General features: G+C 66.7%; 14 protein-coding genes. 10 read left to right on the top strand and 4 right to left on the bottom strand.

Annotated features, from left to right (window positions below):
• Positions 1-113 precede the first annotated feature (113 nt).
• From VGR67_07895 to VGR67_07870, 6 genes are all read left to right on the top strand, one after another.
• The gene (locus tag VGR67_07895; GenBank protein HEV8336318.1) at positions 114-521 is read left to right on the top strand and encodes a response regulator; all 408 of its coding nucleotides are present in this window, start codon (positions 114-116) and stop codon (positions 519-521) included.
• A gap of 132 nt (positions 522-653) precedes the next feature.
• Positions 654-2207 (top strand): Do family serine endopeptidase, encoded by a 1554-nt coding sequence (locus tag VGR67_07890; GenBank protein ID HEV8336317.1) that lies wholly within the window; start codon positions 654-656, stop codon positions 2205-2207.
• Positions 2208-2306: 99 nt separating this feature from the next.
• Positions 2307-3710 carry a sigma-54 dependent transcriptional regulator gene (locus tag VGR67_07885; protein HEV8336316.1) on the top strand — a complete coding sequence of 468 codons (1404 nt, stop codon included), beginning with the start codon at positions 2307-2309 and terminating at the stop codon, positions 3708-3710.
• An 8-nt stretch (positions 3711-3718) separates the two neighbouring features.
• Complete coding sequence (locus VGR67_07880; GenBank protein HEV8336315.1) at positions 3719-5014, top strand: thiolase family protein; 1296 nt, start codon at positions 3719-3721, stop codon at positions 5012-5014.
• 1 nt (position 5015) lies between these two features.
• Complete coding sequence (locus tag VGR67_07875; GenBank protein ID HEV8336314.1) at positions 5016-7178, top strand: 3-hydroxyacyl-CoA dehydrogenase NAD-binding domain-containing protein; 2163 nt, start codon at positions 5016-5018, stop codon at positions 7176-7178.
• A gap of 53 nt (positions 7179-7231) precedes the next feature.
• Positions 7232-8647, top strand: coding sequence for a hypothetical protein (locus VGR67_07870; GenBank protein HEV8336313.1), 1416 nt, complete (start codon positions 7232-7234; stop codon positions 8645-8647).
• Positions 8648-8649: 2 nt separating this feature from the next.
• Here VGR67_07870 and VGR67_07865 read toward each other — a convergent pair whose 3' ends face one another.
• On the bottom strand, positions 8650-11043 hold the full coding sequence (locus tag VGR67_07865; GenBank protein HEV8336312.1) for a M1 family aminopeptidase: 2394 nt from the start codon (positions 11041-11043) through the stop codon (positions 8650-8652).
• 224 nt (positions 11044-11267) lie between these two features.
• Here VGR67_07865 and gatB point away from each other — a divergent pair, with 224 nt between their 5' ends.
• Positions 11268-12728 (top strand): Asp-tRNA(Asn)/Glu-tRNA(Gln) amidotransferase subunit GatB, encoded by a 1461-nt coding sequence (gene gatB / locus VGR67_07860; protein ID HEV8336311.1) that lies wholly within the window; start codon positions 11268-11270, stop codon positions 12726-12728.
• Positions 12729-13052: 324 nt separating this feature from the next.
• The gene (locus VGR67_07855; protein HEV8336310.1) at positions 13053-14339 is read left to right on the top strand and encodes a DEAD/DEAH box helicase; all 1287 of its coding nucleotides are present in this window, start codon (positions 13053-13055) and stop codon (positions 14337-14339) included.
• Positions 14340-14360: 21 nt separating this feature from the next.
• Here the strand turns inward: VGR67_07855 and metK are convergent, their stop codons facing one another.
• Positions 14361-15515, bottom strand: coding sequence for a methionine adenosyltransferase (gene metK / locus VGR67_07850; protein ID HEV8336309.1), 1155 nt, complete (start codon positions 15513-15515; stop codon positions 14361-14363).
• A gap of 376 nt (positions 15516-15891) precedes the next feature.
• Positions 15892-16446: a PDZ domain-containing protein gene (locus VGR67_07845; protein HEV8336308.1), complete on the bottom strand. Its 555-nt coding sequence runs from the start codon at positions 16444-16446 to the stop codon at positions 15892-15894.
• A 230-nt stretch (positions 16447-16676) separates the two neighbouring features.
• Between VGR67_07845 and VGR67_07840 the strand changes: the two genes are divergently transcribed.
• Both VGR67_07840 and VGR67_07835 read left to right on the top strand, forming a co-directional pair.
• Positions 16677-18386: a HAMP domain-containing sensor histidine kinase gene (locus VGR67_07840; GenBank protein HEV8336307.1), complete on the top strand. Its 1710-nt coding sequence runs from the start codon at positions 16677-16679 to the stop codon at positions 18384-18386.
• 22 nt (positions 18387-18408) lie between these two features.
• Positions 18409-19092 (top strand): response regulator transcription factor, encoded by a 684-nt coding sequence (locus VGR67_07835; protein ID HEV8336306.1) that lies wholly within the window; start codon positions 18409-18411, stop codon positions 19090-19092.
• A gap of 12 nt (positions 19093-19104) precedes the next feature.
• Here the strand turns inward: VGR67_07835 and VGR67_07830 are convergent, their stop codons facing one another.
• Entirely contained in the window at positions 19105-21870 is a 2766-nt protein-coding gene (locus tag VGR67_07830; GenBank protein HEV8336305.1) for a hypothetical protein, read from the bottom strand.
• Positions 21871-22037: the final 167 nt, after the last annotated feature.

Raw genomic sequence — 22037 nt, 5'->3', positions numbered from 1 at the left:
AGCCCCTTTCAGCAAGCCTATTTTCAGCAGGCAGTTGCGCGGCCGGCCCAGCCGCCGCTGTCTGGCACGACGGTTGCTGTCCTTCCAGAGGACCCCGGGAGCGCAACGCGGCGATGCAGGGCAAGATCCTGATCATCGAGGACGATCCGGCAGTACGGCGCTGCTACGAGCGCCTGTTCCAGCGCGCTGGTTACGCTCCGTGGCTCGAGCCGAGCGGCGCCGCGGCCGAGAAGAACCTCGAGAACCATCGCGACGCCCGCGTCGTGATTCTGGACTATCGAATGCCCGGGCCGAACGGCCTGGAAGTCCTCAGGAGTCTCAGGAAACGGGATTTCGACGCTGCCTGCCTTCTGGTGACCGCTTTCGCCACTCCGGAGATTCTGGAGGAGGCCCGCCGGCTGGGGATTCGGCGGGTCTTTTCGAAGCCGGTCGACATCTCGAAGCTGCTCAAGGAGGTGGCGGCCATTCTTCTCCCGGGAGCCTCCCGGGAGAACGGCGGCGGACGTCCGGCGGGCTCCTGACGCCTAGCCCCCGTCCCGCAAGCATTTCAAGGAGTTCCCTTGCAAAAGTGCCTTGAAGTAAGCGCCCTTGCGACCTATACTTAAACCGCACGCCTCGTGATGCGAATAAAAACCGAAGGAGCAAGCTCTTCCATGAAAAAGAAGGCCCAACTCGTGACATTTTCACTCGTCGCCGCCGCCTCCATTCTGTTCGGAATGGTCCTGGCGGGCGGCGTCCGGCTCTCTCCCGTCTCGCTCGCCGAGCCGGAGATGCGGCCCGCCTCGCTGAAGCTGGCGCCCGCGCCGGTGCCCGCCCAGCTGGGGGGCGCCACCAGCCGGCCCGGTTATCCGTCGTTCGCCGACATCGTCGAAAAGGTCAACCCGGCGGTGGTCAGCATCATTTCGACGGAGATGGTCGACTCCAACAAGGGGGGCGGCGGCACCCCGTTTCATAGTCCGTTCGAGTTCTTCTTCGGACCCGACAACCGCCGCCGGCCGGGCCGTGAGGAGCCTCGCCGCGAGGACTCCGGCGGGTCGGGCTTCATCATCACCGAAGACGGCTACATCATCACCAACTACCACGTCATCGAAGGGGCCGACAAGATCCGGGTCAACCTGACCGACGATGACACGGAGTACCGGGCCGACGTGGTGGGCACCGATCCCAGCACCGACTTGGCGCTCATCAAGATCACCTCCGAACACAAGCTTCCCACGGTGCCGCTGGGGGATTCCGACACGCTGCGCGTGGGGGAGTGGGTGATTGCGGTCGGCAATCCGTATTACTACGAGCATACGGTGACGGTCGGCGTGGTGTCGGCGAAGAAGAGGAAGCTCAGCGAGCTTTCCAAGGATCCTTCGCTGGATGAATTCATCCAGACCGACGCCGCCATCAATTTCGGCAACAGCGGAGGCCCGCTCCTGAACGTCGCCGGCGAGGTGGTCGGCGTCAACAGCGCCATCTCGAGCGTCGGCCAGGGGATCGGATTCGCGGTCCCGATCAACACCGCGAAGGAGATCCTGCCCCAGCTCAAGGCCTCGGGGCACGTTTCGCGAGGCTACCTCGGCATCAAGCTCCAGAACGTCAGCGCCGATCTGCGGGACGCGTTCGGCCTGAAGGACGGCCGCGGAGCGCTGGTCCAGGACGTCGACAAGGGCCTGCCCGGCGACAAGGCCGGCATCCGCCCCGGCGACGTCATCGTGGGAGTCGAGGGCAAGCCGGTCGCCACCACGGACGAGCTGGTGAAGATCATCTCCGCCCGCGAGCCCGGCAGCCGGGTCCGCCTGAACCTGATCCGCGACGGCCGCCCCGTGGTCGTTACGGCGCGGCTGGAGGACCGGGGCGAGCACATGAACGCGACCAAGCAGGCGCGATCCCAGGGCGGGGAGGACCAGGAAGGCCAGGGCGAGAAGCGCCTGGGGATCACGGTCGACAACCTCAGCACCGAGATCCGCCGGCAGATGGACGTGGGAGACGACGTGACCGGCGTGGTCGTGACCGACGTCTCGCAGGCGAGCGAAGCCTTCGAGCAGGGGATCGGCCGCGGCAACATCATCACTTCGGTGAACCGGACGCCGGTGTCCAGCGTGGCGGAGTACCGGCGCGAGATGGCCAAGGTCCGGGCCGGCTCGAAAGTGCTGTTCCGGGTCTACGACGCCAACCGGGACACCTGGCGGTTCGTGGTGATCCGCGCCACGGAAGAATAAGGAATCGGGAGAGCCGCCCGGCAACGACGCGGGGGCGGGAGGGGTGCGATGGAAGCCTCTCCCGCCCCCGTCGTGTTTTTACGCTAGAATTCCCCTGCCATGAAACCGCGCATCCTCGTCATCGACGATGAAGAAGACATCCGCAAATCGCTCCGGATGATCCTGGAGTACGAAGGATATCTCTGCAGCGTCGCCGCCAGCCCGCAGGAAGGGCTGGAGCTGGCCCGGAAGGAAGAGCCCGACGTGATTCTGCTCGACATCAAGATGCCGCAAATGGATGGGATCGAGGTCCTGTCCCGGCTGAAGGAGCGCGAGGAGAGCGCCGAGATCGTCATGATCTCGGGGCACGGCACCGTCGCGACCGCCGTGGAGGCCACCAAGAAGGGGGCGTTCGACTTCCTGGAGAAGCCGCTGGAGGAAGGCCGGGTGCTGACGTCCATCCGCAACGCGCTGCAGCACCGGCGCCTGTCGGAGGAGAACCGATCGCTCAAGGCGGAGAAAGGGTCGCGGTACGAGCTGGTCGGCGACTCTCCCGCCATCCAGAAGGTCCGCGCCTCGGTGGGCAAGATCGCGCCCACCAACGCCACCGTGCTGCTCACCGGCGAAAGCGGAACCGGCAAGGAGCTCGTCGCCTGGGAGATCTACCGGCTGAGCCAGCGGCGCGATCGCCCCTTCGTCAAGGTGAACTGCGCGGCGATTCCCGAGGAGCTCATCGAGAGTGAGCTGTTCGGGCACGAGAAAGGGGCTTTCACCGGCGCCGTCGCCCGGCAGACGGGGAAGTTCGTCCAGGCGGACGGCGGGACCATATTCCTGGACGAGGTGGCGGACATGAGCCCGCGGACCCAGGCCAAGGTCCTGCGCGTGCTGCAGGACGGCGAGGTGGAGCCGGTCGGGATGCCGAAGACGCTCCACGTCGACGTCCGCGTCCTGGCCGCGACCAACAAGATCCTCGAAGCCGAAATCCGCGAGGGCCGGTTTCGCGAGGACCTCTACTTCCGGATCAATACGCTGCTCATCGCGGTTCCTCCCTTGCGGGAAAGGAAGGGCGACATCCCTCTGCTGATCGAGCATTTTACGCGGCGGTTCTGCTCCGAGAACAACCGCCGCCCCAAGCGCTTCTCCGCGGAAGCGCTCCGTGAGCTCGCCTCCCTTCCCTGGCGGGGGAACGTGCGGGAGCTGAAGGGGGCGGTGGAGCGCCTCCTCATCCTGGCCGACGAGGACGAGATCACGCTCTCCGATCTTGCGGCGATCCGCAGCCCCATCACGGCCGGGCCGGCGCCCTCCCTCTCCCAGTTCCGCACGCTGCAGGAGTTCAAGGAGGCGACGGAGCGCCAGTTCCTTCAGGACAAGCTCAAGGAGAACGACTGGAACATCTCCGCCACCGCCAAGGCGATCGACACCCCCCGCAGCAACCTCTATAAGAAGCTGGAGCAATACGGTCTGGAGAAGCACGGTCGCGACGCCGCGCCGCCGCCGCGACCTGAAGGCGGATCGGGCGAGTAGTGGCAGCCGTGAGCGCGTCGCGCCGCGCCGTCATCGTGGGGGGGGCCCGCACTCCGTTCGCGAAGGCGTGGGGGGCGCTCCGGCGGATTCCGGCCTGGGATCTCGGGCGGATCGCCGCCTCCGAGGCGATCGCCCGCTCGACCCTGGATCCCGGAGAGGTCGATGAAGTCATCTTCGGGAACATCGCCCAGCCGGCCGACGCCACGAACGTCGCGCGGGTGATCGCGCTGCGCTCCGCGCTCCCCCGGTCGACTCCCGCCTACACCGTGAACCGGAACTGCGCCTCCGGGATCCAGGCGATCGTCGAGGCCGCGCTGCGGATCGAATCGGGCCTCGCCGACGTCGTCGTGGCGGGAGGGACCGAGTCGATGTCGCAGATCCCCTTTTTCTACCGCCCGGAGACCCAGGACCTCTTCCTCGAGGCGGGCCGCGCCCGCTCCTTCTGGCGGCGGATGTCGATCTTCATGAAGCTCCGGCCGCGGCACTTCAAGCCGGTGGTGGCGCTGGAGGTCGGGCTCACCGATCCCGTCGCGGGGCTCAACATGGGCGAGACGGCCGAAGTCCTGGCGAAGCGCTTCCACATCCCCCGGGAGGAGCAGGACCGTTTCGCCCTGGAGAGCCACCGGCGCGTCGCGCGGGCCACCGAGTCGGGGCGGTTCCGGGAGGAGATCGCGCCGGTCTTCCTGCCGCCGGCCTACGGCGACGCGGTGGCCGACGACATCGGGTTTCGGCCGAATCAGAGCCTCGAGGCGCTGGCGAAGCTGCGTCCCGTCTTCGACCGCCGCTTCGGCACGGTGACGGCGGGGAACAGCAGCCAGATCACCGACGGAGCCGCCGCCCTCGTCCTGGCGTCGGAGGAGCGCGCCCGCGAGGCGGGCGTGGCGATCCTGGGGCGCATCCGCTCCTGGGGTTTTGCCGGCTGCGATCCGGCGACGATGGGGCTCGGCCCCGCCTACGCCACCCCGATCGCCCTGCGGCGGGGCGGAGCGGCGTTCCGGGACGTGAAGCTCATCGAAATCAACGAGGCCTTCGCCGCCCAGGTCATCGCCTGCGAGCGGGCGTTCGCCTCCCAGGAGTTCGCGGAGAAGGAGCTCGGGCTCGCTTCCCCGATCGGGGAGATCGATCGGAGCGTGACGAACGTCAACGGCGGGGCGATCGCGCTCGGGCATCCGGTCGGCTGTACCGGCGCGCGGCTCGTCCTCACGCTCTGCCACGAGCTGGCGCGCCGCGGCAAGGATCTCGGGCTCGCGACGCTCTGTGTGGGGGGCGGCCAGGGCGCGGCGATTCTCATCGAGCGGGTTTGACATGGAAAGCGGCGCGATCATGAAGCAGGAGAACAGCGGGCTCGACCTCGTCGTGGAGGGGGACGAGATCTGCCACCTGGTCTTCGACCGCAAGGGAGAAGGGCCGAACCTCCTCAGCTCCGCGGTCATGGCGCGGCTGGACGCGATTCTCTCCGATCTGGAGAAGCGGAAGGATCCGCCGAGGGGCCTGGTGGTGCGCTCGGCCCGCGACGATCTGTTCATCGCGGGAGCCGACGTGGAGGAGATCGCGCTCTTGAGCTCGGCGCAGGAGGCTGCCGAGAAGTCGCGCTACGGACAGTCCCTTTTCGGGCGCCTCGAGGCGCTCCCTTTCCCGGTCGTCGCGGCGGTGCGGGGAACGTGCCTGGGCGGCGGGACGGAGCTGGCGCTCGCCTGCCACTGCATCATCATCGGCGACGATCCGCGCAGCGAGATCGGCCTGCCGGAGGTGAGGCTCGGAATCATCCCCGGCTGGGGCGGCACGCAACGGCTGCCCCGCCGCGTTCCCCTCCCGGCGGCCATCGAGATGATCGTCGCCGGCAAGTCGCGCCGCGGGAGGGCGGCCGAGGCGATCGGGCTCGCGAAGCGCGCCGTGCCGCGGGAATACGTCGTGTCGGAAGCGTCGGCCTGGGTCCGGCGCGCCGCGCAGGAAAGCCGCCGGGGACGGCGGCGCGGCGGAGGGGGCGCCGCTTTCCGCCTCGCGCGGCTGCTGCCTCCGTTTCGCAAGGCCTACTTCGCGCTCGCCCGGAAGCAGACCGCCGCCCGCGTCCGCCCCGATCAGTATCCCGCGCCGTTCGGCGCGCTTGCGGCGATCGAGCACGGCCTCGGCGTCTCCTTCGCGGCCGGCCTGGCCCGCGAAGCGGAGATCCTGGGCGAGCTGGCCATGACCGACACGAGGAAGAATCTCACCCGCCTCTTCTTCCTCCAGCGCGACAGCCGCAAGGTCCTTTCCACGCTCGAGGCCCGGCCGCGGCGCGCCGAGCGCCTCGGGCTCCTCGGCGCCGGAGTGATGGGGGGAGGGATCGCCCAGGTGGCGGCCGCCGCCGGCATCACCGTGAGGATGAAAGACGTCGACCTCAAGCCGCTGGGATTGGGGCTGCGCCATGCCCGGCAGGTCTTCGAGGCCGAGGCGCGGCGGCGGAAGCAGGGACTCCGGGAAGTGATCGGTCCGATGACGCGGATCCTCCCGACCACCACCTACGCCGGGTTCGCGCGGCTTCCCGTGGTGATCGAGGCGGTGGTCGAGAATCTCGAAGTGAAGCGGAAAGTCCTCTCGGAAGTCGAGCAGACGACTCAGGGAGGATGCCTCTTCGCCTCGAACACCTCCTCCCTCCGGATCGATCTCATCGCCGCCGGCAGCCGGTTCCCCGAAAACGTCGCCGGAATGCACTTCTTCAATCCCGTCGACCGGATGCCTCTCGTGGAGATCATCCGCGGCACCGCCACCTCGGACGAAGCGGTCGCGACCCTCGTCGATCTCACGCGTCGCTTGAAGAAGACGCCGGTGGTGGTGAACGACGGCCCCGGCTTCCTGGTGAATCGCATCCTGATGGCGTACTTGAACGAGGCGCTCGCCCTGCTCAAGGAAGGGACCCCTATCGAGGTCGCCGACCGGGCGATGAGGCATTTCGGCATGCCGGTGGGCCCTTTCGAGCTGCTCGATCAGGTCGGGATCGACGTCGCCACCAAGGTCTCCGGAATCCTCGGGGAGGCGTTCGGGGATCGCATCCGTCCGCCGCGCGTGCTGGAGGCGGCCGCCGCCGAGAAGCGTCTGGGGAAAAAAGCCGGGCGCGGATTCTATTGCTGGCAGGGGGAGAAGCGGGGGCGTCCCGATCCCACCGTCTACGCCCTCGTGACCGATCGGGGCGGGCGAATCGCCCCCGAAGCCGAGGCGGTGGACCGGATGATCCTGCCGATGATCAATGAAGCCGCGCTGTGCCTGGTCGAGGGGATCGCCAGGACCCCCGCCGACGTCGATCTCGCGATGGTCATGGGAACCGGCTTCCCTCCCTTCCGCGGCGGGCTGCTGCGGTACGCCGACTCCCTCCCTCTGACGGAAGCCGTCACCCGCATGGATCGGCTCGCGTCGATCCACGGGCCGCGCTTCCGGCCGGTCCCCCTGGTGAGGGACCTGGCGCGCTCGGGAAGGACCTTTCTTCCCGCATGAGCGGCGGCGGGAGCGATCGGCCGCTACCATCGCGCCGCCCCGAGCTTCTCGAAATGATTCTGCCGGCGGGGATGCTCCTCGCGATCCTCGGAAGCCTGGCGCTGGGGCCGAGAGTCCAGGGCGCCTCGCTGGGGTGCAATCTCTGCTTCTGGGCCTTTTTCCTGGCCTTCCTCAGGCGTCGCGGGACGTTCGGGCGCGGATTTCCGCCTTTTCTCTTCTTCCTTCCCCTCTTCTACTTGCTCTCCTTTTTTCACCGGGAAACGACCGAGAGGATGGACTATCTCTTCGGCTCCGACATGGCCCGGTACCTGAAGGACGCTCTGAGCTTCACTACGGGCCCGCGGCACATCGGAGTATCGATTCTCACCTTTCCGTTCAAGGACCTGGAGCGCCTCGGGGAAGCGCTCGGCGTGCCTCGCCTCGGTCATGAATACCTCTATCTGCAATCCGCCCTGATTGGTTGGATTGCCGTGGTCCTTTTCCACCGGGCGCTCGGCGCCGTCGCCGCGGCGGGATTGCGGAGGATCGCTTTCCTGCTTACCTGCGTCTTCGCCTTTTCCCTGGCGATTCTGGCCTTCTCCAGCCTGTTCGAGACTTTCCTCGCCTCGCTGATGTTCCTGCTGCTCTTCCTGGAAAGCGCCGGACGCTATGCGCGGACGGGCGGAGTCTTCGAAGGCGCGATCCTGGCGTTGCTCACCCTGCTCGCTCTATCCATGAGCCTCGAGAACGTCTACCTCGCGCCGGTGTTCGTAGTGACGGCCGTCCTGCGAGCGACCCGCCGAGGCGGCACGGGGATCCTCCGGGAGGCCGCGGTCTACGCGGCGACTCTTCTGGTCGGCTTCTGCCTGCTGGTGATCACGGCGCGCGGGTCCATGGGGCCGGCGTTTTATCCCACCTGGGAGGACAAGCTCTTCCCGAGCGCCTCGGCAAACCTCGCGACGCACATGGATCACTTCCTCGTCTTCCACTCCGATTTCAGCCGCCTGCTCGACCCGCGCGCGTACCTGGCGGGGATCTACCGGTTCTTCGTCATGTCGATCCTCGCCCAGCCCTGGAGACCGGTCACCGCCTACATGTGGGATCTGAAGAACCTCCGGCCCTTGGCTCCTGCGAACCTCGCCTATGAGTGTCTTCTGCTGGTTCTTCTGGTGGTTTCGGGTCGGGGCCTGATTCAGAGGCTGAAGGACGGAGATTTCGAAACCCTGTTCCGGGTGGCGACGCTCGGCTCCATCCTCGTGATCCGGCAGACGATGGTCACTTTCTATGCCTGGCGGGGCTGCATCCTCTTTGCGCCGCCCAGTATCATGGCCCTGTGGCTCCTGGTGGGCGCCGGCCTGCTGGGAAAAGCGAATCAGTCAGGGTGGTCGGTGCGGGTCGCGGAGATCGCTCTTTTGCTTATGGCGTTGCTGCTGCTGGGAGTCAACGGCGCCTACCTGCTGGCGAGCCAGCGGGCGGCCTTGCCAGGCTAAACTCATTTGTCCATGACGATGTCGGCCAGGAGGTTGTGGTTGGGATCCACTTCCACGCCCTTCGGCTCGAACGGGAGCATCACCTGCACGACCTGCCCCTGCTTGGCGAACGGCAGGTCCTTCTGGGCCACCTGCTCCTTGGACGCGCCGTGCCACACGACCGGCAGCGCCAGGATCTTCTTGAAATTCTCGGAGTCCTTCTGGCTCAAGGTCATCTCGAACAGGTATTTCCCGTCCTTGGGCGTCGCCTTCCATTTGCAGTGAATCTCGGGAATCCCCACCCCCCGGAACCACTGGTCGAAGAAATAGTCCCAGTTGTACCTGGTCACGAGGCCCAGCTCCTTCGAGAGGATCTCGGTCGTGATGTTCTGATGCCTGTATTTCGTCATGAGCCCGGTCATCGCCTTGACGTAATTGTCGTTCCCCATCTGCATCCGGATCATGTGGACCACCAGCGGGCCTTTGTCGTAGACCAGCTGCGTGTAGTATTTTCCCGCGTTGTCCCCGCTCACCGCGGTCGCCAGCGCAATCGGGGCCACCGGATCGGCCTGCCGGGCGTTTTTCTTCCAATCATTCATTTTCTGTTGGAATCGCCTGTTACCCAGGAGCGCCTGGACGTACAGCCCGGCGGAGTACTCTGCAAAGCTTTCCGAAAGCCACGTCTCCCGATCGTTGGCCTCTCCCAGGCAATTCCCCCAGTATTGATGGCCCACCTCGTGAGAAAGGAACTCGTGAAGGAAATCCGTTTCCAGCTCGGCTTGGGATTGGAACGCGAAGCCGTCCAGCTGGACCAGGCCTGGAGGGCCCTGGCCATATCCGAAGCCTGGATAGGCCTGGGCAACCTGGAGGTCGTGATAGGGGAAGGGGCCATAGAGCTTCTCGTACAGCTTGATGACGTTCTGGGTTTCTTCGAGAATCCCCTTCATCTTTCCTTGAGGAATGGTGATCGTGCCGCTGACGGGCGTCTTGAGTCCCATGTCCTCGAGTTCCTGTGGATCCGTGATGGTGTAGGTCTGCACGGGGAATGCGTAAACGCCGACGTTCACGGGTTGCCCGGACACCTCGCTGTTGAGAACCCCAGTCTCGTTTTGAAAACGTCCGAAGAGGATGCTGGGCGAGGCGACCTGCTCGTCCATCCTCAATTCCACTCCATCCATCTTCGTTTCCTTGTTTTCCCACCTCCGGACCACGTGACCCGAGCCGGCGGCGATCAGCGGTTTTTGAATCTCGATGTTGAAGTCGAAGGAGGTCCTTCCGTACGGGAAATGATATTGCGGGTACCACGGGTAGATGTTGTAAAGGAGGTAGGATTCGGCGGTCGCCTGGATGATGGTGTCCTCTTTCGCCCGAACCCTGACGACGAACTCCTCGCCGGCCTGGATCGGCTTGCTCAGACGAATCAGAAGCTCGTCGCGCTTGTGCAGATGGGGAAGGACGTTGCCCTGCGCGTCCTCGACCGACTCGACTTTCACGGGACGGGACGCGTCCCTCCAGGAGACATTGCCGTACTGGTTCACGAGATCGAACCGAACGGCTGAGACAGGCTGCGCCAGAGCCTTGAATCTGATCTTCGCGTCGATCTCAACGGTCTTGGTGGTAGGGATCGACACCGCCATGTCGGTCTGCAGGACATCGATGAGGTCCTTGCTGTCCGCCGCCGGCATCATCACGTAGCGGCCCTGCTGATAGTCCTCCTTGCGGTGGAACTCCGCCCAAGCCAGGTAGTCCCGATACGCTCCGACGGTCCGGTCGTGGCCCAGATTGACCTCAAGGACCTTGCCGAGATCGAAGGAGAACGTGACCCAGCCCCATTTCTGCGTCTGGAGCTGCGCGTAGAAGAACTCCTGGCCCTTGATTCCGCCGATGCGGTTGTCGAGATAGTGCATGTCCATGTCGAACGTCCCGAGCCATCCGTCGGCGACCCCCTGGCGCTCCTTGAAAGCCTTCACGATGGCGTCCAGACCGGTCGTAACGGTGGTGGTGTCGGTGCCCGGGGCAGCTTTGGGAAAGCTCTTCTCGGTCCCGTCCGAGAAGCGCATGAAAAGAGCGGTGAACTTCTCCGAGAATTGCGGCGCGCCGTAGTTCTTCTTGAGGAACCAGGCGTCCATCGGCGTCGGCGGCGTCAGCGAGGCGGTTCCTTCGCCCACGAAGATCGCCCCTGTCACCTCGCCTTCGATCGGCAGCATCGGCACCAGGACCCCTTTCTTGAGCAGCAGGGTCATGGCGTCCTTCTGGAGAGTCAGGTTCTCCACGGCGACGACGTTCGCCGTGTCGAGGCCGGTCCGGTAATAGGCGTCGAACGATTTCTCGAGATCGTCGAAGCCGGCGAGGGCCGCCGTGCCGGCGGCGGGGAGCGAGAGAGACAGGACGATGGGGACGAAAGCGAGCCTTCGCATGAGTTCTCCCGGGATGGGGCGACCGCCGGATCGTACTCCTGGAGCGGCCGCCCCGCAACGCCTCGCGGGTGTGCCGCGCCGCGCCAAGCTCCCCGAGGCCGGCGCCTCGAGCTCACCCACCGCCGCGCCGGCGGCCGAATTCCGTGGGCTCGCAAGGAGGCGCGCCGGCTCCGTCCGCCCCGGAAGCGCGCGGGCGGGTGCTATAATGCCGCGGTTTCCGCCGCCTGCGAGCGCGCGCCACCCCCGGAGCGACGATGGAATTTGAGCCGGTCATCGGGCTCGAAGTGCACGCCCAGCTCCTGACCCAGAGCAAGATCTTCTGCGGGTGCACGACCCAATTCGGAAACCCTCCGAACCACAATACCTGCCCGGTCTGCCTGGGAATGCCCGGGGTCCTGCCGGTCCTGAACAAGAAGGCGGTCGAGTACGCCGTGAAGGTCGGCCTCGCCGTGGGCTGCGAGATTCAGCCGCGCAGCCTTTTCGCCCGGAAGAACTATTTCTATCCCGACCTTCCCAAGGGATACCAGATCTCGATGTACGACCGGCCGCTGTGCACGGGAGGCGCGATCACCATCGAGACGTCCGGCGCCCGCAAGCGCATCGGCCTGACCCGGATCCATCTCGAGGAGGACGCCGGGAAGTCGATCCACCACGCCGACGATCGGACCTACGTCGACTTGAACCGGGCCGGGGTGCCTCTCATCGAGATCGTCAGCGAGCCCGACATCGCCTCGCCCGAGGAGGCGCACGCCTACCTCTCGGCGCTGCGGACCCTCCTGCTCTACCTCGGCGTCTGCGACGGCAATATGGAGGAAGGCTCGCTGCGTTGCGACGCCAACGTCTCGGTACGGCCGGCCGGCCGCAAGGAGCTGGGCACCAAGATCGAGCTGAAGAACCTCAACTCGTTCAAGTTCATCCAGCGGGCCCTGCAGTACGAGATCGAGCGGCAGGGCGAAATCCTGCGGACGGGCGGGAAACTGACCCAGGAGAGCCGCCTCTACAGCCCCGACACCGGCGTCACCTCCTCGATGCGCAGCAAGGAGGAGGCGCACGACTACCGCTACTTTCCGGAGCCCGATCTGCTTCCCCTGATCGTCTCCGACCCCTGGATCGAGGAGATCCGCCGCGCTCTGCCTGAATTGCCTTTGGCCCGGAAGGACCGCCTGGTGCGGGAATACGGCCTTCCCGCCTACGACGCCGACGTGCTCACTTCCAGCTCGGGCCTCTGCGACTATTTCGAGACGGCCGCGCGGGCCTCCGGAAACCCGAAGGGAGCGAGCAACTGGGTGATGGGTGAGGTCCTGCGGAGGCTGAAGGAGGAGAAGGCGGAGATCGCAGACTGCCCCGTTCCCGCCGAGCGCCTGGCGGCGCTGATCGGCCTGGTGAGCGCCGGCACGCTCAGCGGGACGCTCGCCAAGGAGGTGTTCGAGGAGATGTGGCGCAGCCGGCGATCGCCGGAGGAAATCGTCCGGGCAAGGGGCCTGACGCAGGTGAGCGACGAGCCGGAACTGCTCGCGATCATCGAGAAAGTGATCGCCGCCCATCCCGGTCCTCTCGCCCAATACCGCTCCGGCAAGGAGGCCACGTTCGGCTTCTTCATGGGGCAGGTGATGAAGGCGACCCAGGGCAAGGGGAACCCCGTGGTCGTCCAGAAGCTGCTCAAGGAGAAGCTGCGGGGAGCCTAGCCTTCCCGACCCCGCGGACCGCCCTTTTTCCAGCGGATCGCGGGGGCGGCGCCCTCCCGCCGAAACGCCCCCCGGAGGACCGGCGCCGCGCCGCCGGCGCAAGAAGGCTTGCAAAATGAGGCGAGATCTGCCATGCTATCCGCCTCGCATCAAGGAAAGCCTCTCCTCCAAGGTTGATTTCCACGCTGCGCGGAACTGATACGACGGCTCAACGAGCCTGAACGGCGGCACCTCCGGCGACTCCTCCGTTCCCTAAATCAAAACGTCGGATTGAAGAGCGGTTCGATCGCGTTCGAGCGTGAGCGCCGCTTCACGAAAGGAAAGATGCCCTTCACAGAATTCGGTCTGCACCACGATCTCCAGCGGGGAATCAAGGAGCTCGGCTTCACCCGCCCCACCCCCATTCAGAAAGACGCGATCCCTCCGGCCATGGAGGGGCGCGACGTCCTGGCGTGCGCCATGACGGGAAGCGGCAAGACCGCGGCGTTTCTGCTCCCGATCCTCAACCGTCTCATGGCGAAGCCGCGCCGGACCACCCGCGCCCTGATCCTCACGCCGACGCGCGAGCTGGCGGCGCAGATCGGGGAGCACCTCGACGAGCTGGCGGTGCACACGCCGCTCACCGGCGCGGCGGTGTACGGGGGAGTGGGCATGGGGCCCCAGGAGCACGCGTTTCGCAGCGGCGTCGACGTGATTGTCGCGACCCCGGGCCGGCTGCTCGATCACTTCCGGTTTCCCTACGCGAAGCTGGCGGGCCTCGAGGTCCTGGTTCTGGACGAAGCCGATCGGATGCTCGACATGGGTTTTCTGCCGGACATCCGGCGCGTCCTGCGCCACCTTCCACCGAGGAGTCAGACGCTGTTCTTCTCGGCGACGCTTCCGGCTCCGATCGTGGGGCTGTCGCGGGAGATGCTCAAGAACCCGGTCATGATCAACCTGGAACGCAAGTCGGCGCCCGCGGTGGGGATCACCCACGCCGTCTATCCCGTGCCGCAGCATCTCAAGTCCTCGTTGCTGCTGGAGCTTCTCAAGCGCGGCGAGATCCGCAGCGTGATCGCCTTCACCCGCACCAAGCACCGGGCGAACCGCCTGGCCGACTTTCTCGTCCGGCAGGGGGTCTCGGCGGCGAGAATCCACGGCAACCGCTCCCAGTCGCAACGCCGGGAAGCGCTGGCCGGATTCAAGGACGGGAAGTACCGGCTGCTGGTCGCGACCGACATCGCGGCGCGGGGGATCGACGTCGAGGCTCTCAGTCACGTGGTGAATTTCGACGTGCCTGGCCAGCCGGAGGATTACATTCACCGCGTCGGGCGCACGGCGCGGGCCGAGGCGGTGGGCGAAGCCTACACCTTTGTCTCGCAGGAAGAGGAGCCCGAGCTGCGGGCCATCGAGCGGGCCGTCGGCAAGCAGCTCCCCCGGGTCACGCTTCCCGGCTTCGATTATTCCCGGAAGGCCGCGGAGCAGCTGGAGATTCCTCTGCGCGATCGCCTGGCGGCGATGCGCGCCCAGCGAGGCCGGCAATCGGTCCGCTCGCCCGGGCGTCCCGCCGGGCCCTCGGCGCGGCGATCCTGGGGCGCCACGCGGCATTCCCGGAGCCAGCGAAGCCGCTAGACACCACACCACCAGCGCCGGTCAGATCTCCCAGGGAAGGCCCGGCCGGCCGAAATGGCCGTAGTTCGTGGTCTGGCGGTAGATCGGGCGGAGGAGATCCAGCCGCTCGATGATCGCGGCGGGGCGGAAATCGAAATTCTCGACGAAGCGCGCCGCCGCCCGCGGATCGCCCGTGCCGAACGTCTCCACTTTCACCGCCATCGGCTTCGCCACTCCGATCGCGTAGGCGACCTGCACCTCGGCCGCCCGCGCGAGCCCTTCCTGCACCACCTGCCGCGCCACGAAGCGGGCGAAGTAGGCTCCGCTGCGGTCGACCTTGGAGGGATCCTTTCCACTGAACGCGCCGCCGCCGTGACGCGCCGCGCCGCCGTAGGAGTCGACGATGATCTTCCTTCCCGTCACCCCGCAGTCGGCGGACGGCCCGCCATGGACGAAGCTGCCGGTCGGGTTCGCCTCGAACCGGATCCCCGCGTGGTGCCAGGAGCCCAGGGCGCGCGACGCGAGATCGCCCGCCACGTAGGCCCGGATCTCGTCCCGGACGGCGGAAGCCGCGTGCTGCGTGGAGACGAGGACGTCGCACACCTCCCGCGGCGACCCGCCCTCGTAGATCACCGAGACTTGCGTCTTTCCGTCGGGGCGGAGCCACGGCTGGCGGCCCTCGTGGCGATCGCGGGACAGCGTGAGCGACAGCCGGTGGGCGAGGAAGATGGGAAGCGGCATCAGCTCCGGAGTCTCGTCCGTCGCGTAGCCGAACATGATTCCCTGGTCGCCCGCTCCCTGATCGACCTTCGGATCGGTCCCCAGGACTCCCTGGGAGATCTCCGGGGACTGCTCGGTGAGGAAGCGGGTGATCCGGACCCCGTCGGCGTGAAAGGGCTCCGCCGGATCCGTGTAGCCGATCTCCCGGATCGCCTGACGGGCCGCCGCCTCGTAATCGACCCGCGCCCGCGTGGTGATCTCTCCGGCGAGCACGACGTTCCCTTCCTTGCAGAGGACCTCGCAGGCGACGCGGCTGAGCCGGTCCTGGGCGAGACACGCGTCCAGGATCGAATCGGCCACGTAGTCGCAGACCTTGTCGGGATGCCCCTCCGTGACCGACTCGGAGGTGAAACGGTAATGAACCGAGTTCGAGGCCTCCCGCGAGCCTTTGGGCTTGACGACGAGCCGGGTAGCCATGAAAGCCTGCTCCTTGGGAACGGGCGGCGCGCGCTTGGTGCCGGAAGGTGACGACCGGCCCGCCGAGCCGGCCTGGCGTCATTATCGGCATTCCGCCGCGTGAGTCAATCCAACCCTACGGCGATCCCAGGCCGGTGATCCGGGCGAACTGGGTCATGTCGAGGCAATAGTGAAGGGGCCAGAGGGGGGGCTCCTGAGATCCTCGAGTCGCGGGCTGCGTGACGGTCTGGGTCGAGGCAGGCTCTCGGGCGGATCGTAACTTTCGGCGCCGGGAGGCGCTCGACAAGAAAAACCGGCGGGCGCCTTCCCCCGGGTGGGCCTGGGGGGGTGAGTGGGTGAGGTCGGGGGGCGCCCGCCGGGTCGGTACGGCTTCTCGTTACTTCGTCTTCTTGCCCAGCGCGGCCTTGTCCTTGAGATCGGCCTTCTCGGCCGCTTTGAGATCGGTCTTGTCGCCCTTCTCGGCGATGTCCGTCGAGACGTGCTCCATCATGTGGTTCCCGATCCAGGCCGCCAGAACGTCGGCCGGCATCGGAGCGAGCGTCACGTCCACCTGCTTGTCCAGGCCGTTGCGCTTCAGGGTGTAGGTCACCGTCTGGCCGGGCTGCCAGTCCTTCTTCACCTGCTTGATCGCTTCCTCGTTCTCCTTCGCGAACTTCACGCCGTTAAGCGCGAAGAGGACGTCCCCGACCTCGATGCCGGCGGCCTCGGCCGGGCTGTTGGGCACGACCTTCTTCACCGTCATCAGGTAATTCTCCTCGTTGATCTCCAGCTCGACGCCCACCCAGCCGCTGTTCTTCATCTTCGACGCCATCGCATCCAGGCATTCCTGGGTGGTGTGGGTGCATTTCTGGTGGCCTTCATGGCCCGCCAGAGCGGGCAAGGCCGCGACGACGAGCAGCGCGAGCATCGCCAGCCACGTTTGACGCCGCATGGGGGATCTCCTTCCAGAGGGGGGACGCCCCGGGCATCCTGCCGCGAGGCGCGCACCGGTTGTTGATCGACTCTGCGGGAGTGTACGGGGAAGGGCTGTAAATGTCCCACGCGCCCGGGTAAAAAGATGTCGGAGTTGTCAAAAACCTGTAAAAAGGAGCCGCGGCCCGCGGGCGGCGCCTCTTTCCACAGTATACTTTTCGTGAATTCCATCCTGGAGACGAGCGCCGCATGCTCAGGGACCTGGCCAGAAAGCACACCCTCGTCCTGGGTTTTCTGGCAGTCCTCCTGCCGCTGCTGGTCCTTCTCGGTCTGCAGCTCGTCTGGCTCGGCCATCTGCGCCGGACCACCGCGCTCGCCCATCAGGCGGCCCTTCACACCTTCGTCGAATCGATCGCCACCGACATCCAGTACTACTACCGCTCGGCCGCCGAGCGCGCCCTCGACGTACCCGCCGCGCTCCTCACGCAGGGGCGCCTCGACCGGATCGCCCATCAGTGGAAGATGAAGCCTCCCGAATGCGCCAAGCGCCTCTTCCTCGTCGATTTCACCCGGGAGCGCTTCGGGAACTTCCTCGTGTTCGATCCCGCGACCCAGTCGCTGAAGACTCCTCCGGCGTCCGATGAATCGATGGCGATCATCCTGGCGGCGACCCCGTGGCAGGTGTTGCGGTTCAAGTGGGCCGGCTCGCAGCCGTCGTCGCTGATGGTGGACGAGCGCGACCCGAACTACCGGATCATCGTCAATCCGATCCTAAACGAGGCTTCCGACGTGGTCGGAGTGGCCGGGATGATCCTCGATGAGGAGTTCTTCCGGAAGAAGCTGCTGCCGTCGCTCGTCCACAAGGCCCTCCCGGCGTTCTTCCCGCAGGCCTCCCCAGAGTACGTGACCGTCACGGTGAAGAACCTCCGCGGAGCGCCCGTCTTCAAGGCGGGCGGCCAGGAGGCGAAGGACGTGGCGGTCAGCGTCCGAATTCCGTTCGTGTTCACCGACTGGACGATGGTCCTGAGCAGCGCGGGCAACACGCCGGAGAAGCTGGCCCGGCGCAGCTTCGCCTTCAATCTCACGCTCGCCGCGCTGCTGGCCGTCGCGCTCCTCGGAGGAGTGCTCTTCTCGCTTCGCGCGGCGAGCCGGGCCATCACGCTCTCCGAGATGAAATCCGATTTCGTCTCCAATGTGTCGCACGAGCTCAGGACCCCGCTCGCCTCCATCCGGGTGTTCGCGGAGCTCCTTCGCCTGGGCCGGGTCCAGTCGCCCGACAAAGTGCGGGAATATGGGGAGTACATCGAGGTGGAGAGCCGGCGGCTCACCGGACTGATCAACAACATCCTCGACTTCGCCCGGATCGAGTCGGGCCGCAAGAGCTACCGGTTCGCGCCCGCCGATCCCGGGGAGGTCCTCGCCGCCGTCCTCAAGAGCTTCGAGATCCGGCTCGCCTCGGCCGGCTTCCGCCTTTCGTTCCAGAAGCCGGTGGAGCCGCTCCCGCCCGCGGCCATGGACGCCGACGCGGTCGCCCAGGCGCTGCACAACCTCCTGGACAACGCCGTGAAGTACTCGGGGAGCTCCCGGGAGATAGCCGTCGCCTTGGCGCGCCGCGGCGACATGCTGGTGATCTCGGTGACCGATCGCGGCATCGGCATCGCCCCGGCCGAGCAGGCGAAAATCTTCGAGAGGTTCCACCGGGTGAGCGCCGGGCTCGTCCACGACGTGAAGGGAAGCGGCCTGGGGCTTTCGATCGTGCGTCACATCGTCGAGGCCCATCAGGGCCGGGTCACCGTCGAGAGCGAGCCGGGAAGGGGAAGCACCTTCTCCATCCACCTTCCCCTGAAGCAACCGATCGCCGGGCGTCCGGAGACTGCCGCACCGGGCGCTTCGCCGTCTCCTGGCGCTTCCCCGGGGGCCGCGGAGGAAACCGGCCTGCCGGTCAGGCCGGTCGCTTGAAAGGGAGGAAGGGATCGAGACGATGCCGAAGGTCCTGATCGTCGAAGACGACGATTCGATGGCGACGGCGCTGCGGGACGGCTTCCAGTACGAAGGCTACGCCGTGGCGCTGGCGCGCGACGGGGCGGCGGGACTCAGGATGGCGGGCGACGAGCGGCCCGACATCGTCATCCTGGACGTGATGCTCCCCCGGATGAGCGGTCTCGACATCTGCCGCCAGCTCCGCAAGGAGGGGAGCTCCGTGCCGATCATTATGCTCACCGCCCGCGGCCAGGAGATCGACAAGGTGCTGGGGCTGAAGCTCGGAGCCGACGACTACATCACGAAGCCTTTCGGGTTCCTCGAGCTGATGGCCCGCGTCGAGGCGGTCCTGCGGCGCGGCACGATCCGCCGCGCGGCCCTCGAATCGTATCGCTTCGGCGACCTGGAGGTGGACTTCAAGAAAGGGGAGGCGCGCAAGGCCGGCAAGCCGCTCGGCCTGTCGCCCCGGGAGATGCGTCTCCTCGAATATTTCATCGAGCACCGGGGAGAGATCGTGGCGCGCGAGGCGCTGCTCGACGCGGTCTGGGGCTACGACACCGCGCCGATGACGCGCACCGTCGACATGCACGTCGCCAAGCTCCGCAAGAAGATCGAGGACCCCGGCGCCCCCGAGCCCCGCTATCTCGTCACCATCCACCGCATGGGCTACAAGTTCACCGGCTGACGCGCCGGGCCTTCAGGAGCCGGCGTTGGGCGCCGGCAGCACCTTCACCGTCTTGATCGATTTCTCCTCGCCGACCGTGACGGTGACCCGGTAGTCTCCCGCGGGGACGAACTGCGTCTGTCCCAGACCCTGATCGACGCTCGAGAAAAGGTGCTTCTTGTCGGCCTGGAGATCCCACACGACGCGGTTCAATCCCGCGCGCGCCGGCCCGTCGAGCTTGCGGATCACGAGGCCCGACCGATCGGCGACGGTGATCTCGGCGCTCTCGCCGGTGTCCTCGCGGACCCAATAGTTCAGGATTGCGCCCATCGGAGGGTTCTTCGCGCGGAAGCCGCGGTGGCCCCCTCCGTAGCCCCGGGAGAAATAGAGCCGGGGCTTGGCCGGAAGAACGTCGAGGAGCGTCAGGGCGCGGGCCCGGACCTCCGGGCCGAGCTGGGCCAGGAACGAGGCGTCGTCGAGGATCCAGATGCTCCGGCCGTGCGTCCCGATGATCAGGTCTCTCTCCCGGGGATGCACGACGATGTCGTCGACCGGCACCGGAGGCAGTGACTTGCCGTTGAGCTTCAGCCAGGAGCGTCCGCGGTCGAGCGCCGCGTAGATCCCGAACTCCGTCCCGGCGTACAGCAGCTCCGGATTCACCGGGTCCTCGGCGACCACCCTCACCGGCTCCCGCGGCGGCAGGCTCGCGGCGATGCCGGTCCAGGTCCGGCCGAGGTCCCGCGTCATCAGGAGGATCGGCTTGAACACGTCGCTGCGGTGACCGTCCACCGCGACGTAGGCGGTCTTCGCGTCGTGCGCCGAGGCGGCGATGCGCGATACGTAGAGACCGCCGACTTCCTTGGGCGTCACGTCGGCCCAATGCTTCCCGTCGTCGGTGGTCACGTGAATCAGGCCGTCGTCCGTCCCGGCCCAGAGCGTTCCCGGCAGGAGCGGGGATTCGGCGAGCGAGACGACCGTGCCGTAGGTCTCCGCGTCCGAGCCGACCGTCTGGATCTTGTCCGTCTCCCGGCGGGAGAGGTCGGGGCTGATGGCGGACCATCGATCGCCGCGCTCGATCAGCTTGAAGACCCGGTTGCCGCCCATGTAGAGAACCGCGGGGTCGTGCCGCGAGATCAGGTAGGGGGCGTTCCAGTTGAAGCGAAACCGCTCCTGGCCCTCGCGCGGCGCGGGCCGTATGAGCTTGAGGACGTTGTTGTCCAGACGGCTGCGGATCAGCTCTCCGCCTTGCCCGGTCACGTAGATCAGATTCCGGTCGGTCGGATCGAACGCCACGGTGAAGCCGTCGCTGCCTCCCACGGCGCGCCAATCGCTGTTCTCGATGCCGTCCTTGTCCTCGTCGTCGGTCTGGAAGAAGGTCTCCGAAGGCCCCATCCAGGAGCCGTTGTCCTGGAGGCCGCCCGCCACCCGGTAGGGATCCTCGCCGTCCACGGCGATCCTGTAGAACTGGCCGGCGGCCATGTTGTCCAGGAAGTCCCAGGTGGCGGCCCGGTCGTGCGAGAGGTAGACGCCTCCGTCGTTCCCCACCAGGATCTGGCTGGGATCGTCGGGGTTGACCGCGATGGCGTGGAAGTCGACGTGCACCTTCTCGCTGCCCGAGCGGCGGAAGGTGCGGCCGCCGTCGTCCGAGACGGCCAGGTCCCAGCCCGGCAGGTAGACTCGCTGGTCGTCGACGGGATCCACCGCCACCCGGGAGAAATAGAACGGCCTGAAGTTGTAGTCGCTGACCCGGACCCAGCTCTCGCCGCGATCCTCCGAGCGGAAGAGCCCGCCGCTGGCGGAGCGATCCTCGAAGGGATCCCGTCCCGTGCCGCCGGCGTCGCTTTCGACGACCGCGTAGAGGAGGCGCGGGTTGGCGGGAAACAGAGTGAGTCCGATGCGTCCCGTCCGGGCCGGCAGGCCCCGCGTGAGCTTCTTCCAGGTGCGGCCCGCGTCGTCGGAACGGAATATTCCTCCCGTTTCGCTGTTTCCAGTGAAGGACCAGGGAGTGCGCCGCCGGGCGTACAGGGCCGCGTAGACCGTTTCCGGCTTCTTCGGATCGATCAGCACGTCCGAGGCGCCGGTCTTTTCGTCGATCTTCAGAACGTGCTGCCAGCTCTTGCCGCCGTCGGCCGTCTTGAAGACGCCGCGCTGGGCGTTGGCGCCCCAGAGGTGTCCGAGGGCCGCCACGTAGCAGACGTCGGGATTGCGGGGATCGACGGCCAGCCGCGGGATGTCATGAGTCTCTTCCAGCCCGACATGCGTGAAAGTTGCGCCGGCGTCGACGGAGCGGTACACGCCGTTGCCCCACGAGGAGGAGTTCCGGTTGTTCCCCTCGCCGGTTCCCACCCAGATGATCTTTCCCTTCCCCTTGTCCTTGCCGGTCTTGTCCGCGGCCGCGGCGGGCGGCGTATCGGCGGCCTTCTCGGAGGCCCAGCCGGGCCAGTCGGGCGGAGCGTCGGCGACCGCGATGGCGCCGATGGAGAGGACCGGATACTTGTCGAAGACGGGGCGGAAGGTCACGCCCATGTTGTCGGTCTTGAAAACCCCGCCGGTGCCGAATCCGACGTAGAAGCTCTTGGCGCTGCCGGGGACGAACGCCAGGGCCGAGACCCTGCCTCCCATGTTGGCCGGGCCGATGCTCCTCCAGGAGACCGCCTTGAGATCGTCCGGAGAGAGGTCGCGCCGGACTCCCGCGGGGCCGGCCGCCGGTTTCTTCTCGCGCGGAGCCGCGACCAGCAGGCTGCCAGGAGCCAGGGCGATCAGAACCAGAAGAATGAACCGAATCCGATGTGTCGGCACCGCTTTTCCCCCCAGATGGCGCTTCCCGGCCGGCGCAGCTGCGGCGCGGAGCATTGAAGTGCCGGTGATTCAGTGTTGCGTTTCGGAAATCATGTTAACACCGAGGTCGCCGAGGCGCCCGGATCGCAAGGCGCGCCAGAGCGTCACGTACCCAAGGCGGTACGCAA

Source organism: Candidatus Polarisedimenticolia bacterium (genome assembly GCA_036004685.1).
Lineage (GTDB): Bacteria > Acidobacteriota > Polarisedimenticolia > Gp22-AA2 > AA152 > DASYRE01.
The sequence above is the reverse complement of the archived record's forward strand: the minus strand, read 5'-3'. Positions and strand labels throughout refer to the sequence as shown.